At 37.7% G+C, this 14,091-nt stretch carries 15 protein-coding genes; 1 reads left to right on the forward strand and 14 read right to left on the reverse strand.

The features are described 5' to 3' along the window. Positions 1-10 precede the first annotated feature (10 nt). The 8 genes from MHI57_RS14890 to MHI57_RS14925 form a co-directional block, all read right to left on the reverse strand. Positions 11-955, reverse strand: coding sequence for a YybS family protein (locus tag MHI57_RS14890; protein ID WP_340977066.1), 945 nt, complete (start codon positions 953-955; stop codon positions 11-13). A 213-nt stretch (positions 956-1,168) separates the two neighbouring features. Beyond that, a complete protein-coding gene (locus tag MHI57_RS14895; protein ID WP_340977067.1) occupies positions 1,169-2,440 on the reverse strand; it encodes an MFS transporter in 1,272 nt (423 codons plus the stop codon). Beyond that, the gene (locus MHI57_RS14900; RefSeq protein ID WP_340977068.1) at positions 2,441-2,929 is read right to left on the reverse strand and encodes an ArsR/SmtB family transcription factor; all 489 of its coding nucleotides are present in this window, start codon (positions 2,927-2,929) and stop codon (positions 2,441-2,443) included. Positions 2,930-3,719: 790 nt separating this feature from the next. Then, on the reverse strand, positions 3,720-3,959 hold the full coding sequence (gene rpsR, locus MHI57_RS14905; RefSeq protein ID WP_095371345.1) for a 30S ribosomal protein S18: 240 nt from the start codon (positions 3,957-3,959) through the stop codon (positions 3,720-3,722). Positions 3,960-4,004: 45 nt separating this feature from the next. Continuing rightward, positions 4,005-4,517 (reverse strand): single-stranded DNA-binding protein, encoded by a 513-nt coding sequence (ssb, locus tag MHI57_RS14910; protein ID WP_095371344.1) that lies wholly within the window; start codon positions 4,515-4,517, stop codon positions 4,005-4,007. A gap of 37 nt (positions 4,518-4,554) precedes the next feature. Beyond that, the gene (gene rpsF / locus MHI57_RS14915) at positions 4,555-4,842 is read right to left on the reverse strand and encodes a 30S ribosomal protein S6 (protein WP_095371343.1); all 288 of its coding nucleotides are present in this window, start codon (positions 4,840-4,842) and stop codon (positions 4,555-4,557) included. A gap of 260 nt (positions 4,843-5,102) precedes the next feature. Next, positions 5,103-6,203 carry a redox-regulated ATPase YchF gene (gene ychF / locus MHI57_RS14920; RefSeq protein WP_340977069.1) on the reverse strand — a complete coding sequence of 367 codons (1,101 nt, stop codon included), beginning with the start codon at positions 6,201-6,203 and terminating at the stop codon, positions 5,103-5,105. Positions 6,204-6,510: 307 nt separating this feature from the next. Further along, the gene (locus MHI57_RS14925) at positions 6,511-6,702 is read right to left on the reverse strand and encodes a DUF951 domain-containing protein (protein WP_180317033.1); all 192 of its coding nucleotides are present in this window, start codon (positions 6,700-6,702) and stop codon (positions 6,511-6,513) included. A 206-nt stretch (positions 6,703-6,908) separates the two neighbouring features. On the opposite strand from MHI57_RS14925, the gene yyaC reads away from it, so the two are divergent. Then, positions 6,909-7,526, forward strand: a complete 618-nt coding sequence (yyaC, locus tag MHI57_RS14930) for a spore protease YyaC (RefSeq protein WP_095371340.1) — start codon at positions 6,909-6,911, stop codon at positions 7,524-7,526. Between the two features lie 299 nt (positions 7,527-7,825). Here yyaC and MHI57_RS14935 read toward each other — a convergent pair whose 3' ends face one another. The 6 genes from MHI57_RS14935 to mnmG all read right to left on the reverse strand — a co-directional run bounded on the left by MHI57_RS14935 (position 7,826) and on the right by mnmG (position 14,078). Continuing rightward, positions 7,826-8,527: a DUF554 domain-containing protein gene (locus MHI57_RS14935; RefSeq protein ID WP_340977070.1), complete on the reverse strand. Its 702-nt coding sequence runs from the start codon at positions 8,525-8,527 to the stop codon at positions 7,826-7,828. Between the two features lie 62 nt (positions 8,528-8,589). Continuing rightward, positions 8,590-9,444 carry a ParB/RepB/Spo0J family partition protein gene (locus MHI57_RS14940; protein ID WP_095371338.1) on the reverse strand — a complete coding sequence of 285 codons (855 nt, stop codon included), beginning with the start codon at positions 9,442-9,444 and terminating at the stop codon, positions 8,590-8,592. Further along, complete coding sequence (locus MHI57_RS14945; protein WP_095371337.1) at positions 9,437-10,198, reverse strand: ParA family protein; 762 nt, start codon at positions 10,196-10,198, stop codon at positions 9,437-9,439. Before MHI57_RS14945 ends, MHI57_RS14940 begins: the two co-directional genes overlap by 8 nt. 244 nt (positions 10,199-10,442) lie before the next feature. Beyond that, positions 10,443-11,342 carry a nucleoid occlusion protein gene (gene noc, locus MHI57_RS14950; RefSeq protein WP_307319118.1) on the reverse strand — a complete coding sequence of 300 codons (900 nt, stop codon included), beginning with the start codon at positions 11,340-11,342 and terminating at the stop codon, positions 10,443-10,445. A 111-nt stretch (positions 11,343-11,453) separates the two neighbouring features. Beyond that, the gene (gene rsmG, locus MHI57_RS14955) at positions 11,454-12,173 is read right to left on the reverse strand and encodes a 16S rRNA (guanine(527)-N(7))-methyltransferase RsmG (RefSeq protein ID WP_307319120.1); all 720 of its coding nucleotides are present in this window, start codon (positions 12,171-12,173) and stop codon (positions 11,454-11,456) included. A gap of 15 nt (positions 12,174-12,188) precedes the next feature. Continuing rightward, positions 12,189-14,078, reverse strand: coding sequence for a tRNA uridine-5-carboxymethylaminomethyl(34) synthesis enzyme MnmG (gene mnmG, locus MHI57_RS14960; RefSeq protein WP_095371334.1), 1,890 nt, complete (start codon positions 14,076-14,078; stop codon positions 12,189-12,191). Between the last annotated feature and the right edge of the window lie 13 nt (positions 14,079-14,091).

Below are 14,091 nucleotides of genomic sequence, written 5' to 3' on the forward strand. Positions count from 1 at the left end.
TACAGTAGTGTTATGCATCCCTATTATCTAATCGTTTTCTTAAATCAAATCCTATATCAATTATACCTAATATCCTCACAATATAAAGGAAGATTGGCATTAAAAAGGTAAATATGAGGATGGCAATGGGCACAATCTTTGGCCAATTCTTTAATCTGCTATAGAAGAAGATAAAGGCGAGCCCTTGAATCACCATAATTAGCTGTAAAACGAAAAGGAGATTCATAATGGCCATCGTTGTAAAAGAACCTTCCTCTGGTCTCATGACAAATTGGGCAAGGATGGTTAATAAATAATACCATAAAATACTTTTCGGGAAACTGATATCGGCAAATGAGCGCCATTTTTTCACTTCAATACCAAATCTCCTGACAATGGGTACACCAATCAGCTGAATAATAAATACATACATTGCAGAAGAAAGCACAAGGAGACTTGGAAGTAATGTCTCTAATGCAGTAATTGTCGCTTCTAACTGCTCGATAATTTGTTCTGCTTCATTATTATCTATCGTAGATAACATGTTTTTTGTCATATCCATTGATTGCTCAAGAACTACTTTTAGTTCCTCAACAAAATTGATATTCAATAGCACGTTCATGCCAGCAAAAACGAGTAAAAACATCGCTAAAAACGCTAAAGAACCACCGAGCAACATCGCTGTCCGTTCTTTCTTCAGCTTAATTAACTCTCCAATCACTAACCCTGTTAAGCCAAAGATAAGGGTTAATGGAATGGCTGTAATGGTTCCAACAATGAATGAAATCAAAATAGCCGCAACAAAAAAGATAGCCGCATCACTTCGCTTATTTTTAGCGGCAAATAACATAAAAGGAACCGGTAAGCCGAAAGTGACAATTGTTCCGATAATCGGCAAATAAAGGGACATCAATAGTAACACAGCAAAAGCAGCTAATAAAACTACCCCTTCAGTAAGTTTATGTACATTTTTCAAATAGATTCACCTCTCAAATTGGGCACAAGCCCGCATCTATTATTGTATACACTCATGGATAGGTATTCAACTGAATGAATGCTTCATTTCGTGTAAATATATTCTTTCATAACCAAATCATCCTTATCTATCAAGAAAACAGGCAATCATGCAAAAAACCTCCAAGAATGAAGGTTCAATCATTCTAGAAGGTTCTCATTACGATTTTCCCTTTTATGCTTCGGTTGAAACGACCTTGGTTTGATCAGTTTGTTTTAATAGGTTAAAAAACTGTTTATTTCTTGTATGATAAAGAATCATACAAATAATACTGCCTCCTGAAACGAGCATGATCACCCATATCGGCCACCATTCAAGAAATAAACCAAATAGGATATACCCTAAAGGTGTTGCTGCACTCGCACCTGTTTCGAGTATGGCCATCACTCTACCACGATATTCATCTTTTGTACTTTTTTGAATGAGTACCATCACTGGAATATTAATAATCATGATTGCTGCCGCTAGGAGTAGCACGATCCCTATTAAATAAACGAAGACCACTTGATTAGAAATCTCTATCAGTTGTGGCATCCCTATTAACATTAACAATATTCCTAAGCACACCATACCAATTCCAATACTGAATGATTTATTTTTCATCTCTGCTTTTAACGAGAGAATCGTACTCATGACTAACATGCCCATAGCAAAGCTACCCTCAATAAGACCAAATTGATAAGTTGGCATTTGGCGAATCGTAAGAACGAGATAAGGTAGTGCTACGGGAAAAACTGCAAACCAAAAATTCACCCATACAGACATAAAGATTAATTGGCGAAGCAAGGTTTGTTTTTTTACATAGGATAGACCTGCTCTCAACTCGGTCTGAATCGTTCCTACTTGTTGTTTTTCTGTTTTTTCGACAAATAAGTAATAGTTAATAAAAAGACTGGCTATACCGGAAAGGAAAAATCCACATATGTTGATTATCATGAAGCTTGAGAGAGGTAATAGTCCGAAAAGGATGCCTCCAAGTATTGGCCCTAATATAACTGAGAAGGAGGCCACAGCTTGGTTGAGAGACATTGCTTTTTGTAAGAAATCTGGACCGACCATATTGTATATGGAGGACATCACTGCTGAAGAATAGAAGGTATTGATGATACTGAGTACGCATGTCGCTAAATAAAGTAGCCAAATGTCTTGTGTGACAAAAATAAACAAACCACAAATAACGGCAATCCAAAGGGCACAAGCAAAATTGGTTGTAATAATGATTCTTTTACGGTTCCATCGGTCGCTCAATGTCCCAGCAAGTGGAGCGAGTATAATACGAGGTAGAATAGTAAGTAAGAGGGTAATTGAAAAGTTGACGGCCGAACCCGTAACCGCAAGAACATATAATCCTATCGCGAAACTATAGATAGATGACCCAAACACAATCACTACTTTCGCTAAGAGAAACAGCACCAAATTCTTTTTTATGGCTGCTGATGATGGCATTTAACTTTCCCCCTCTTTCGGCAGTTTCTTAAACGAACAATTCACTTCATAAGTATCACGATTCTTTGTCTGTTCATCAGGCTTAACCGTCTTTTTAAAATACTTCAAAAACAGCTCATCTACCTCATCTCGGAATAATTGCAGCTCTTCTTTGGTTAAAGATAAAGTTGTTCCTCTTGTACTTTTTCCTTTATCCTCAACATTCGCACCTGTTTGATTAAGATGAAATTGATTCGCCTTCGCTCGGTAATACTTTTCGATAATTCCTTTGTACTCCTTCGTTGATTCAATCTCTAAAATGTTTCCCTTATAAAGTTGCTGAATATGGTAATGGATACTACCTGCTGATTTCCCCAACTCATCTGCTACTTGCTTCGCTGTGAGCGCGCGTTCCGACAGTAAAAAGATAATTTTCATTCGCAACGGATTAGAGATCAGTTTTTGTTGATGTATATCAATATTCATTGACTTCCATTCAAAAGATGTCATTTTCATCTCTCCTATCTAATTGTATTGTATGTTCTAGATTAATAATACGTTCTAACTTTTTAGAATGCAGGGTATATTTTAAATATTCTAATTATTTAGAGTGTGGATAACCTCGACTCAGGGAGTGTCGACCATCGGATTGATTCTTAGGAGACTCTATATGGGCACAAGGAGCGGAAATAAAAGGGGGTGTGATTCTAACCGTTGCAAATAATGAGGGCTAACTGTGTTTACACAGCTATCTTCCAATTGTTTTCGCTCTAATCCAATCAGATTTTTTACTTTGGGGCAATTTTTGACACGTTTCTGACCGAATCCTATCAAATTTTTAACCTTGGTCAGGTTTTTGACGCGTTTCCACCTGAATCCTATCAAATTTCTGCTCTTGGTCTTGTGTTTAACTCACTTCCTCCTGAATCCTATCATATTTCTACGCTTCGCCCATTTTTTGACTCGCTTCCGACCGAATCGTATCAAATTTCTACCCTTGGCCAGGTTTTTGACTCGCTTCCGACCGAATCACATCAAATTTCTACCTTTGCCCAGGTTTTTGACGCGCTTCTACCTAAATCCTATCAAATTTCTACCCTGCTCCCATTTTTTGACGCGTTTCCACCTAAATCCTATCAAATTTCTACCCCGCGCCCATTTTTTGACTCTTTTCCACCGAATCCCATCAAATTTCTACGCTTCGCCAGGTTTCCGACTCGTTTGAAACATGTGTTCAAACTAAATTAAACCTAAAAAAACACAGTAGGCGCGAAGCCTACTGTGTTCGAACATTTACTTATTATTCACCTGAAACGAATGGAAGTAATGCCATTTGGCGAGAACGCTTAATAGCAATCGTTAATTTACGTTGGTATTTAGCGTTTGTGCCTGTTACACGACGAGGTAAAATTTTACCACGTTCAGAGATGAATTTTTTTAGAAGATCTACATCTTTATAATCGATGTGAGTGATTCCGTTTGCAGTAAAATAGCAAACTTTACGACGTTTCGCACGTCCTCCTCTGCGTCCACCAGCCATGTTTTGTCACTCCTTTTCCTATTATTTTTTCAAAGCCTTATTGGTTTAGAACGGAAGATCGTCATCGGAAATATCGATTTGACCGTTATTAGCGAATGGATCTTGATCTACACGAGTTTGGCCTTGGTTGCTGCGGTTATTATCATATGGTCGTTGATTCTGATTATTGTTGCCACCATAAGAATAATCATCTCTCTGGCCACCATATTGATTCGAGCCACCTTGTGAGCCTGCAGCATTTCTTGGTTCAAGAAACTGTACGCTTTCTGCCTGAACTTCAGTCACATATACACGTTTGCCATCTTGTCCTTCGTAATTACGTGTTTGCAAGCGTCCATCGACACCAGCTAGGCTTCCTTTTTTAAGGAAGTTCGCTACGTTTTCAGCAGGCTTTCTCCAAACAACGCAATTAATGAAATCCGCTTCTCTGTCTCCATTTTGATTCGTAAATGTACGATTCACAGCAAGAGTAAAAGTAGCCACTGCTACTCCATTCGGTGTATAACGTAATTCTGGGTCTTTCGTTAAACGCCCCACTAGAACTACACGATTCATCATCAGAATCAACTCCTTTCGATAAAATTAAGCATATTTATTATTTCTCGTCTTTAACAACGATGTATCTGATAATATCTTCACTGATTTTTGCAAGACGAGTGAACTCATCAACTGCTTTAGAATCAGCATTAATGTTTACTAATTGGTAGTATCCATCACGGAAATCATTGATTTCGTAAGCTAAACGACGCTTACCCCAGTCTTTTGACTCGTTGATTTCAGCACCGTTATCAGTAAGGATTGCGTCGAAACGCTCAACTACAGATTTCTTTGCCTCATCTTCAATGTTTGGACGGATGATGTACATAACTTCGTACTTTTTCATCACTTTCACCTCCTTTTGGTCTAAACGGCCCGTGTGAGGGCAAGGAGCAATTATTCATTACTCACAAGGTAAAAGTATATCATACGTTTGATCAATATGCAATTGCCTCAAAAGGAAAAACAGAGAGACGAAACATAAAAAGAAAAAAACGAATAGGATGAAATATTTTTTGCGGTTAAAGCATTATGACGATCCGCCTCTGTAACTCTATAGAAAAACCCCAATAAATCCTTTGTTACAAGAATTCATTGGGGATTTTATCAAACGTTAAATCGGAAGTGCATAACATCTCCGTCTTTAACGATGTATTCTTTTCCTTCTAAGCGAACTTTTCCAGCTTCTTTCGCTGCATTCATATTGCCAGCAACGACTAGGTCGTCGTAGGAAACTGTTTCAGCACGTATGAAGCCTTTTTCGAAGTCGCTATGGATGACACCGGCACATTGTGGTGCTTTCATTCCTTTACGGAAAGTCCAAGCACGTACTTCTTGTACGCCAGCTGTAAAGTAAGTAGCTAAGCCAAGTAAGCTGTACGATGCTTTAATCAATTGATCTAAACCTGATTCTTCAATACCAAGCTCTTCAAGGAACATTTCCTTCTCTTCTCCTTCAAGCTCAGCAATTTCTGATTCGATTTTTGCACAAATGACAATCACTTCTGCATTATCTGCGGATGCAAATTCTTTTACTTTTTGAACGTATTCATTAGTAGAAGGATCAGCCACATCATCTTCACCAACATTCGCTACATAAAGCATTGGTTTAATCGTTAGTAAGTGTAACCCTTTAACCAATTTCATTTGTTCTTCTGTAAATTCTACTGTTCTTGCAGGTTGATCTGCTTCGAAAGCTTCTTTTAATTTTTCAAGAATTTCTAATTCAAAAACAGATTCCTTATCTTTTTGTTTCGCAAGCTTACTTACACGTACAATGCGTTTTTCAACGGATTCTAAGTCAGCTAAAATCAGTTCCAAGTTGATTGTTTCGATATCATCAATCGGATTCACTTTTCCTGATACGTGGGTAATATTATCGTCAGCAAAACAACGAACCACTTGGCAAATCGCGTCAACTTCACGGATATGTGAAAGAAACTTATTACCAAGTCCTTCACCTTTACTTGCCCCTTTAACAATTCCAGCAATGTCTGTAAATTCAAAAGCGGTAGGTACCGTTTTCTTTGGTTGAACAAGTTCGGTTAACTTCGCTAATCTTTCATCCGGTACTTCAACAATACCGACATTAGGATCTATCGTACAAAACGGGTAGTTCGCTGATTCAGCACCCGCTTGAGTTATTGCATTAAATAAGGTGGATTTACCAACGTTCGGCAAACCGACAATTCCAGCTGTTAATGCCATTTAGGTCACTCCTAATCATTTAATCTATCTAAGAAAAATTATTAATCGATTTTTATACAGGCCTTTAACAATTATAGAGATTTGTATAAAAATAAGCAAGTTCACTAAGCGTTTTAAGAAAAGCGCAAGGCGCCCGTCTATCGGCTACAAGCATAAGATGAGCCGGTGGAAAGATTGTTCTTTAACCTGTTTGACGGATTGGCCTAGACCATAGAGCCGGATGGCACCTGGAGCTAGACATGAAAACTCATTGAAAAAATCACATTTTCTTATCGAAAAAAATGGTAAAGATAACCTTTACCATTGATTACGCCAATACTTTTTTTAGTTTTCTTGTAAATTCTCTTCTTGGAATCATTACACTATGACCGCAACCTTCACATTTAATGCGAATATCCGCGCCCATACGTATAATTTTCCATCGATTTGCTCCACATGGGTGAGCCTTTTTCATCTCAACAATATTATTAAGATCAAATTGTTTTTCTTCCAATTTCATCACCCTTTTCTTCACTTCTATTTCACTATTATACCTTGTCCTACTAATATATTTCCAATAAACATCAGAGGAAAATATATTTCGTGTCCTAATCACGTATAGAATGAGTGAATATTCCGTATACTATTACTACTATTCAATTCAATCGCTAAAAAAGAAAGTAAAGCGCTCTTTTCTATAGAGTGACATTGAAGGAGTGACGCTTGATGAATTTTTATCCACGTATTTTTGATAAGAAACCTAAATTAACCTCTCGGATTCCACACGATGAACAAAGTGCTACTAATAAACTTGCTCATGAAATCAAGCAGTTTCTCCCGAGTAATATACAAGAAAGACCATTCGTCCTTATTTGTATCGGTACGGACCGCTCTACCGGTGATTCGCTCGGTCCATTAGTTGGAACCTTATTAAAAGAACGATCTATTCCTAACCTTCATGTATTCGGCACATTAGAAGACCCTATTCATGCAGTAAATCTATCTGAAAAACTGTCATATATTGAAGAACAATTTCCTAATGCTTTTATTATCGGCATTGATGCCTGCTTAGGGCGTGTAAAAAGTGTGGGGATTATTCAAATTGCTGATGGTCCTGTTAAACCAGGTGCTGGAGTAAATAAGGATTTACCTGAAGTTGGTGATATACATATCGCTGGCATCGTCAATGTGAGCGGGTTTATGGAGTTTATGGTATTACAAAATACAAGACTGAGCTTAGTCATGAATATGGCCAAAACCATTGCCAATGGCATCCATGAAGTAACGATGATGGAAAAAGCAAAATTTATCCCTATCGACTGGGGTAAAGAACAGACTTTATAATGTGACACAAGAGTTTCCGACTGACAATGAATACGAGCTACCGATACGTGACGATTTTCGTTTTTCCAGACGCAAATCGCCGCGTATTTTCTTTGGAATCGACATAAATAAAGACATTTTGGAAATCTGATTTGATGAGGCTGAAATGCATTAAACCATGATGAAGAAAGGAAGGTTGTGTAGTCTAACTGCTTTTGCCCATGAATCTCTCGAATATCTCATTCAACCCCTGTATGAAGACTTGAAACCAAAGAAAAAACGAACAATCCATGCCTATCAAGGATTGTTCGTTACCTAAATTAAAAGAAGTAATAGAAAGAAACGACAAGGGCGGTGACAAAAATACCCGGTAAGAGATTTGCTACCCTGATTTTTGTTAAGCCCATTAAGTTTAAGCCGATAGCAAAAATCATTAAGCCGCCTGTAGCTGTCATTTCTAGAATAAAGCTGTCCATCCACGCTTGGGGAATCCATTTATCAATTTGTGTCGCAAATAACGCAATCAATCCTTGATAGATAAAGACTGGGATGGCTGAGAATATGACACCGATACCTAAAGTGGTCGTTAAGATTAGAGCCGTGAAGCCATCTATAATTGATTTTGTATATAAGACCGAATGATCTCCACGGATCCCACTATCTAACGCACCGATGACACCCATTGCACCAATAACAAAAATTAATGTTGCTGTGACAAATCCCTGAGAGATGCTACCTTGATGATTGGATCCAATTTTATTTTCTAATAGAATACCGACTTGATTGAGTCTATCTTCTAATTTTAACCTTTCTCCAAGCATCGCCCCAAAAACGAGGCTAAGAATGACCACTAAGAAGTTTTCACTCTTAAGCCCCATCTGTAAACCAAGTACCATTACTGCCAAGCCAATAGCTTGCATCACTGTATCTTTCATTTTTTCAGGGATACGATTAAGGAACTTACCGATTAATGTACCGACAATAATTAATAGTGAATTGACTACTGTACCTAATAAAAACATTAGAGCTACCCAAATATACTTTCTATCTTTTCATGATGTCTATCTAGCAAACGACTAAGCGGCTAGATGGATTCTTTTTGCTGATCTAAAAGATCCAGTATTCGCTCCAAATCGTCGTTAGAAAAGAATTCGATTTCTATTTTCCCTTTCTTTTTTCCTTTTTTAATATGAACGTTCGTGCCGAACCTTTCTCTAAGCGAAGATTCATGTGATTGAATAAACACATCTTTATTTTCCTTCTTCTTTGTTTCACGTGGAACTTTTTCGTTTAATTGCCCGATCCATTGTTCTAACTGCCTTACATTTAAAGAGTCTTTTAACACTTTTTCTACTACCGTATCCATAAGGGATTTTTTCTTTAACCCTAACAGCGTCCTACCATGACCCATCGTTAATTTTCCATCAGCAATCATCTCTTGTACTTTAGCTGGCAGTGAAAGCAAGCGAATATGATTAGCAATATGCGGTCGGCTTTTTCCTAATCTCTTAGCCAATTCCTCTTGTGTGATTTTTAGTTTTTCAATTAATAATTGATAAGCTGCGCCTTCTTCAATCGGCGTTAAATCTTCCCTTTGAAGGTTTTCTAATATAGCTAATTCCATCATTTGTTGTTCTGATAGGTCGCGAATAATGACTGGCATCGTCTGCATATTTGCCTCTTTTGCTGCCCGATACCTTCTTTCACCAACAACAATTTCATAACCTTTAATACTTTTACGAACAATAATTGGTTGGAGGATTCCGTGTGTGAGAATCGATTGTTTTAGCTCTTCTATACTCTCTTTTGTGAAGATTTTTCGCGGTTGATACGGATTAGGACGTATTTCCTTAAGTTTGATTTCTTCAATTATTTCTTCACTTTCTTTGTCCACATTCGTAAAGAAGGCATTAAGCCCTTTACCTAACCCCTTAGCCATTTGTTAACACTTCCTTTGCTAAGTCTAAGTATACTTCTGCTCCGCGAGACTTTGGATCGTATGTGATAATTGGCTCCCCATGACTTGGTGCTTCACTTAAACGTACATTTCTAGGAATCACCGTGCGATACACTTTATCTTGAAAGTACTTTTTCACTTCTTCAATGACTTGAATACCTAAATTCGTTCTTGCATCCAACATTGTTAACAAAACGCCCTCAATACGAAGATCTTGATTTAAATGTTTTTGCACAAGTCTCACCGTATTTAACAGTTGACTTAATCCTTCAAGCGCATAATATTCACATTGTACAGGAATTAATACGGCGTCAGATGCTGTTAAAGAATTGAGCGTTAGTAATCCTAGTGATGGAGGACAATCGATAATAATATAATCATAGTTTTCCTTCACGTCTTCTAAAGCTCTTTTTAACCGAACTTCTCTTGATATTGTTGGTACAAGTTCAATTTCCGCTCCTGCTAGTTGAATCGTAGCAGGTATTATATGCAGTTTCTCTACAATTGTTGGTTTGATGGCTTTACTTGCTTCTAAATCGTCTACTAATACATCATAAATGCAATAATCCACTTCTGCCTTCTCAATACCAATACCGCTCGTTGCATTACCTTGTGGGTCTATATCTACAAGCAACACCTTTTTGCCCATAGAAGCTAGACATGCACCTAAGTTCACTGCTGTTGTTGTTTTTCCTACGCCACCCTTTTGGTTAGCTAAAGCAATCGTTTTCCCCACCTGAACTCACCTGCTTTCTTCACATGTTTGTTTTTCTACGTATGTAATCTATTAAAAACCCCTATTAAAGACATCATTGTTTTAGTACGCATTCACTTTTTTCGAACGCACGAATCTATTTTATCATGAACGTGAGGGGAAGAATAATTATTTTAAGAAAAATAAGAAAATCTTCCAGATGCTATTTTCTGGATAAAAAAAGAGCCATATCTCGCAAAAGTTGATTTGAGATTGGCTAGGTCATTTATTTTTTCTTTTTTGGAATTTTGATTGTTATTTGATAGAATTCATCAAATTCTTCTTCTTGTGAATCTAAGTTTATGCCACTATCAGAAACCATTGAAAGCGATTGGCGAATCGTGTTGACAGCAATACGCATATCTTTACTAAATGCTTTTCTTCTTGGTTTTGCCTTTGGTTGATCTTTTTCTAATAGCTTTACCACTCGGTCCTCTGTTTGCTTTACATTTAGCTGTTTTTCAACAACTTCAGCTAATAAGCTAACTTGCTTCTCGTGGCTTTTTAAAGGAATAAGTGCCCTTGCATGTCGTTCTGTTATTTCTTTTCTTAAAAGGGCTTCTTGTACTTCTTCTGGTAATTTCAACAACCTTAATTTATTGGCTACTGTTGATTGCCCTTTTCCTAGACGTTGTGCCAATGCTTCCTGTGTTAAGTTATGTAACTCTAGTAGCTTTCCATAAGCAACGGCTTCTTCAATAGGCGAAAGCTCTTCACGCTGCAAGTTTTCAATAAGCGCAATTGAGGCCGTTTCTGTATCACTCATATTCTTGACAATGGCGGGAACTTCTTCCCAACCCAATTTATTCATTGCACGCCAGCGACGCTCACCTGCAATAATTTCAAATTGATTGTCACCGTATTCTCTAACGACAATTGGCTGAATAATACCGTGAATATGAATTGTACGAGAAAGCTCTTCTATTTTCTCATCATCAAATATTGTCCGAGGCTGAAAACGGTTAGGAACGATTTGATCGATAGGGATCTTCTTTACCTCTTCCTGGCTTGCTAATGTCTCTGTCTCTGCCTCTTCCATTTCTATATCTGCTTGTTCGTCTAGCTTGTCTTCATTTGTTTTTTCCTTTTCGCCTAGGCCAAAAAGGCGTGAGAAAGAATGCTTCATCACCCTGCACCACCTTTACGAAACTCCCTATAACCTATTCTCTACAAAGTAGACAATTCCTGCGATTGTCTATCAATTTATAGTGATATAAAAAACCATATACGCTCAAATTCACGATTCAATCGGTGATTTATTAGGCGTTCCCGGCTTTCTTGGATATTTATTAGGGGTAGATTTTTCTTTCTTAATTACTAGAATGTTTCTTTCACTTTCTTCTTCTGGTAATGTGAAAGTGTGTGAATCTATCAGTTTACCACCAAAGGTTGTTATCGCTTTGTTTGCTTTATCTAGTTCTTGTTCAGCCCCTGCACCTTTCATAGCTAAAAAGGTACCACCGACTTTGACTAAGGGCAAGCATAATTCACTCAGTACTGACAATCTTGCTACCGCCCTAGCTGTGACAAGATCAAAGCTTTCGCGGTATTTTTTGTTTTTGCCAAACGTCTCCGCGCGATCATGTACAAATTCGACATGATCTAATCCAAGTTTTTCAGCTAAATGATTTAAAAAACCAATCCGTTTGTTTAATGAATCAACGATGGTCACTTGTATTTGAGGAAAGGCAATTTTTAAAGGGATACTTGGAAAACCAGCTCCAGCTCCAACATCACATACCTTTAACGGCTGGTTGAAATCGTAATAAAAGGCAGCTGAGATGCTGTCATAAAAATGCTTTAAATATACTTCATCTTTTTCTGTAATGGCCGTTAGGTTCATTTTTTCATTCCATTCAACAAGCGTCGAATAGTACAATTCATACTGTTCCATTTGCTGCTTGGAGAGGGAAATTCCCTTCTCCTCAAGCAAATGAACAAATTGTTCTGTATTCATGCGTTCAATCCTCTCTTATTCATTAGCCACTTTCGCAATTCTTCCTTGTTCTAAATAAACGAGTAGAATAGAAATATCTGCTGGGTTTACACCAGAAATACGAGATGCTTGTGCTAAAGATAGAGGACGCACTGATTTCAATTTTTGGCGTGCTTCAGACGCAAGCCCATTGATATCATCATAATCGATTTGATCTGGAATTTTTTTGTTTTCCATTTTTTTCAGTCTGTCTACTTGTTGTAATGATTTTTCAATATAGCCCTCATACTTAATCTGTATTTCTACTTGTTCTTTTACATCATCATCTAACTCACTCGTTGCTTTAGCGAGCTGTTCAATATGAGCGTAAGACATTTCTGGTCTTTTTAATAAATCACTTGCACGTATCCCATCTTTTAATTCACTTCCACCTAGGGATTGAATTAAACCTTGAACCTCAGCATTCGGTTTTAAAATAATCTTCTTTAAACGCATTTTTTCTTCTTCAATTTGCTGTTTTTTAGACAAGAATTTTTGATAACGTTCCTCACTAATCATGCCTACTTTATAACCTACTTCTGTTAAACGAAGATCCGCATTGTCATGGCGTAATAATAGACGGTACTCCGCTCTAGAAGTTAATAAACGATAAGGTTCGTTCGTCCCCTTTGTTACTAAATCATCAATTAGTACCCCGATATAGCCATCGGAGCGACTTAAGATCACTTGCTCTCTACCAAGTGAATGAAGCGCTGCATTCATCCCTGCCATTAGACCTTGACCGGCTGCTTCTTCATAACCGGATGTCCCATTTATCTGGCCGGCAGTATAAAGGTTTTTCACTTTTTTCGTTTCCAATGTTGGCCATAATTGCGTCGGTACAATGGAATCATATTCAATTGCATAACCAGCTCTCATCATTTGCACATTTTCTAAACCTGGAATCGTCCGCAAAATGTCTTGTTGTACATCTTCAGGTAAACTAGTTGATAACCCCTGTACATAAACTTCTTGCGTGTTTCTCCCCTCTGGTTCAAGGAAGATTTGATGTCTTGGTTTGTCATTAAAACGAACCACCTTATCCTCAATTGACGGACAATAACGAGGACCTGTCCCTTTGATCATACCAGAATACATCGGAGAACGATGTAGGTTATTGTCGATGAGCGTATGCGTTTTTTCGTTCGTGTATGTTAACCAACATGGCAGTTGTTCTGTAATATATTTAGTCGTTTCATATGAGAATGCTCTCGGTACATCATCACCTGGTTGTATTTCTGTTTTACTATAATCAATTGAATGACTATTTACGCGCGGTGGCGTTCCCGTTTTAAAACGAACCATATCAAAACCTAAAGCCTCTAGATGTTCGGACAACTTAATCGATGGTTGTTGATTATTCGGTCCACTTGAATACTTTAATTCTCCTAAGATAATTTCTCCACGGAGGAATGTACCGGTAGTAATAACAACAGATTTCGCATAATAAGTTGCGCCCGTTTGCGTAATAATACCTCTACATTCACCATCTTCAACAATTAAACTTTCCACCATACCTTGTAATAATGTTAAATTCTCTTGGTTTTCCAATGTTTTTTTCATTTCATGCTGATACGTAAATTTATCCGCTTGTGCTCTTAATGCTCTTACTGCGGGGCCTTTACCTGTATTAAGCATACGCATTTGGATATAGGTTTTATCAATATTTTTCCCCATTTCGCCGCCTAATGCGTCAATTTCCCGTACGACAATTCCTTTCGCCGGTCCACCAATTGAAGGGTTACATGGCATAAAGGCAACCATATCAAGATTGATTGTGACCATTAAAGTTTTTGCCCCAATTCGAGCTGAGGCAAGACCTGCTTCAACTCCTGCATGACCGGCACCGATAACAATAACGTCATATGAACCTGCTTCATAAGCCATTTCATTTTACCTC

The organism is Cytobacillus sp. FSL K6-0129, assembly GCF_038007625.1.
Lineage (GTDB): Bacteria > Bacillota > Bacilli > Bacillales > Cytobacillaceae > Cytobacillus > Cytobacillus kochii.

Coding starts and splice junctions, on each gene's coding strand:
- MHI57_RS14900 (WP_340977068.1), bottom strand. CDS start 2,929: ATGACATCTTTTGAATGGAAGTCAATGAATATTGATATACATCAACAA.
- yyaC (WP_095371340.1), top strand. CDS start 6,909: ATGAATTTTTATCCACGTATTTTTGATAAGAAACCTAAATTAACCTCT.
- rsmG (WP_307319120.1), bottom strand. CDS start 12,173: ATGAATACAGAACAATTTGTTCATTTGCTTGAGGAGAAGGGAATTTCC.
- MHI57_RS14895 (WP_340977067.1), bottom strand. CDS start 2,440: ATGCCATCATCAGCAGCCATAAAAAAGAATTTGGTGCTGTTTCTCTTA.
- ssb (WP_095371344.1), bottom strand. CDS start 4,517: ATGATGAATCGTGTAGTTCTAGTGGGGCGTTTAACGAAAGACCCAGAA.
- MHI57_RS14935 (WP_340977070.1), bottom strand. CDS start 8,527: ATGTTTTTATTAGGTACAGTAGTCAATTCACTATTAATTATTGTCGGT.
- ychF (WP_340977069.1), bottom strand. CDS start 6,203: ATGGCATTAACAGCTGGAATTGTCGGTTTGCCGAACGTTGGTAAATCC.
- mnmG (WP_095371334.1), bottom strand. CDS start 14,078: ATGGCTTATGAAGCAGGTTCATATGACGTTATTGTTATCGGTGCCGGT.
- MHI57_RS14925 (WP_180317033.1), bottom strand. CDS start 6,702: ATGAAATTGGAAGAAAAACAATTTGATCTTAATAATATTGTTGAGATG.
- rpsF (WP_095371343.1), bottom strand. CDS start 4,842: ATGAAAAAGTACGAAGTTATGTACATCATCCGTCCAAACATTGAAGAT.
- noc (WP_307319118.1), bottom strand. CDS start 11,342: ATGAAGCATTCTTTCTCACGCCTTTTTGGCCTAGGCGAAAAGGAAAAA.
- rpsR (WP_095371345.1), bottom strand. CDS start 3,959: ATGGCTGGTGGACGCAGAGGAGGACGTGCGAAACGTCGTAAAGTTTGC.
- MHI57_RS14940 (WP_095371338.1), bottom strand. CDS start 9,444: ATGGCTAAGGGGTTAGGTAAAGGGCTTAATGCCTTCTTTACGAATGTG.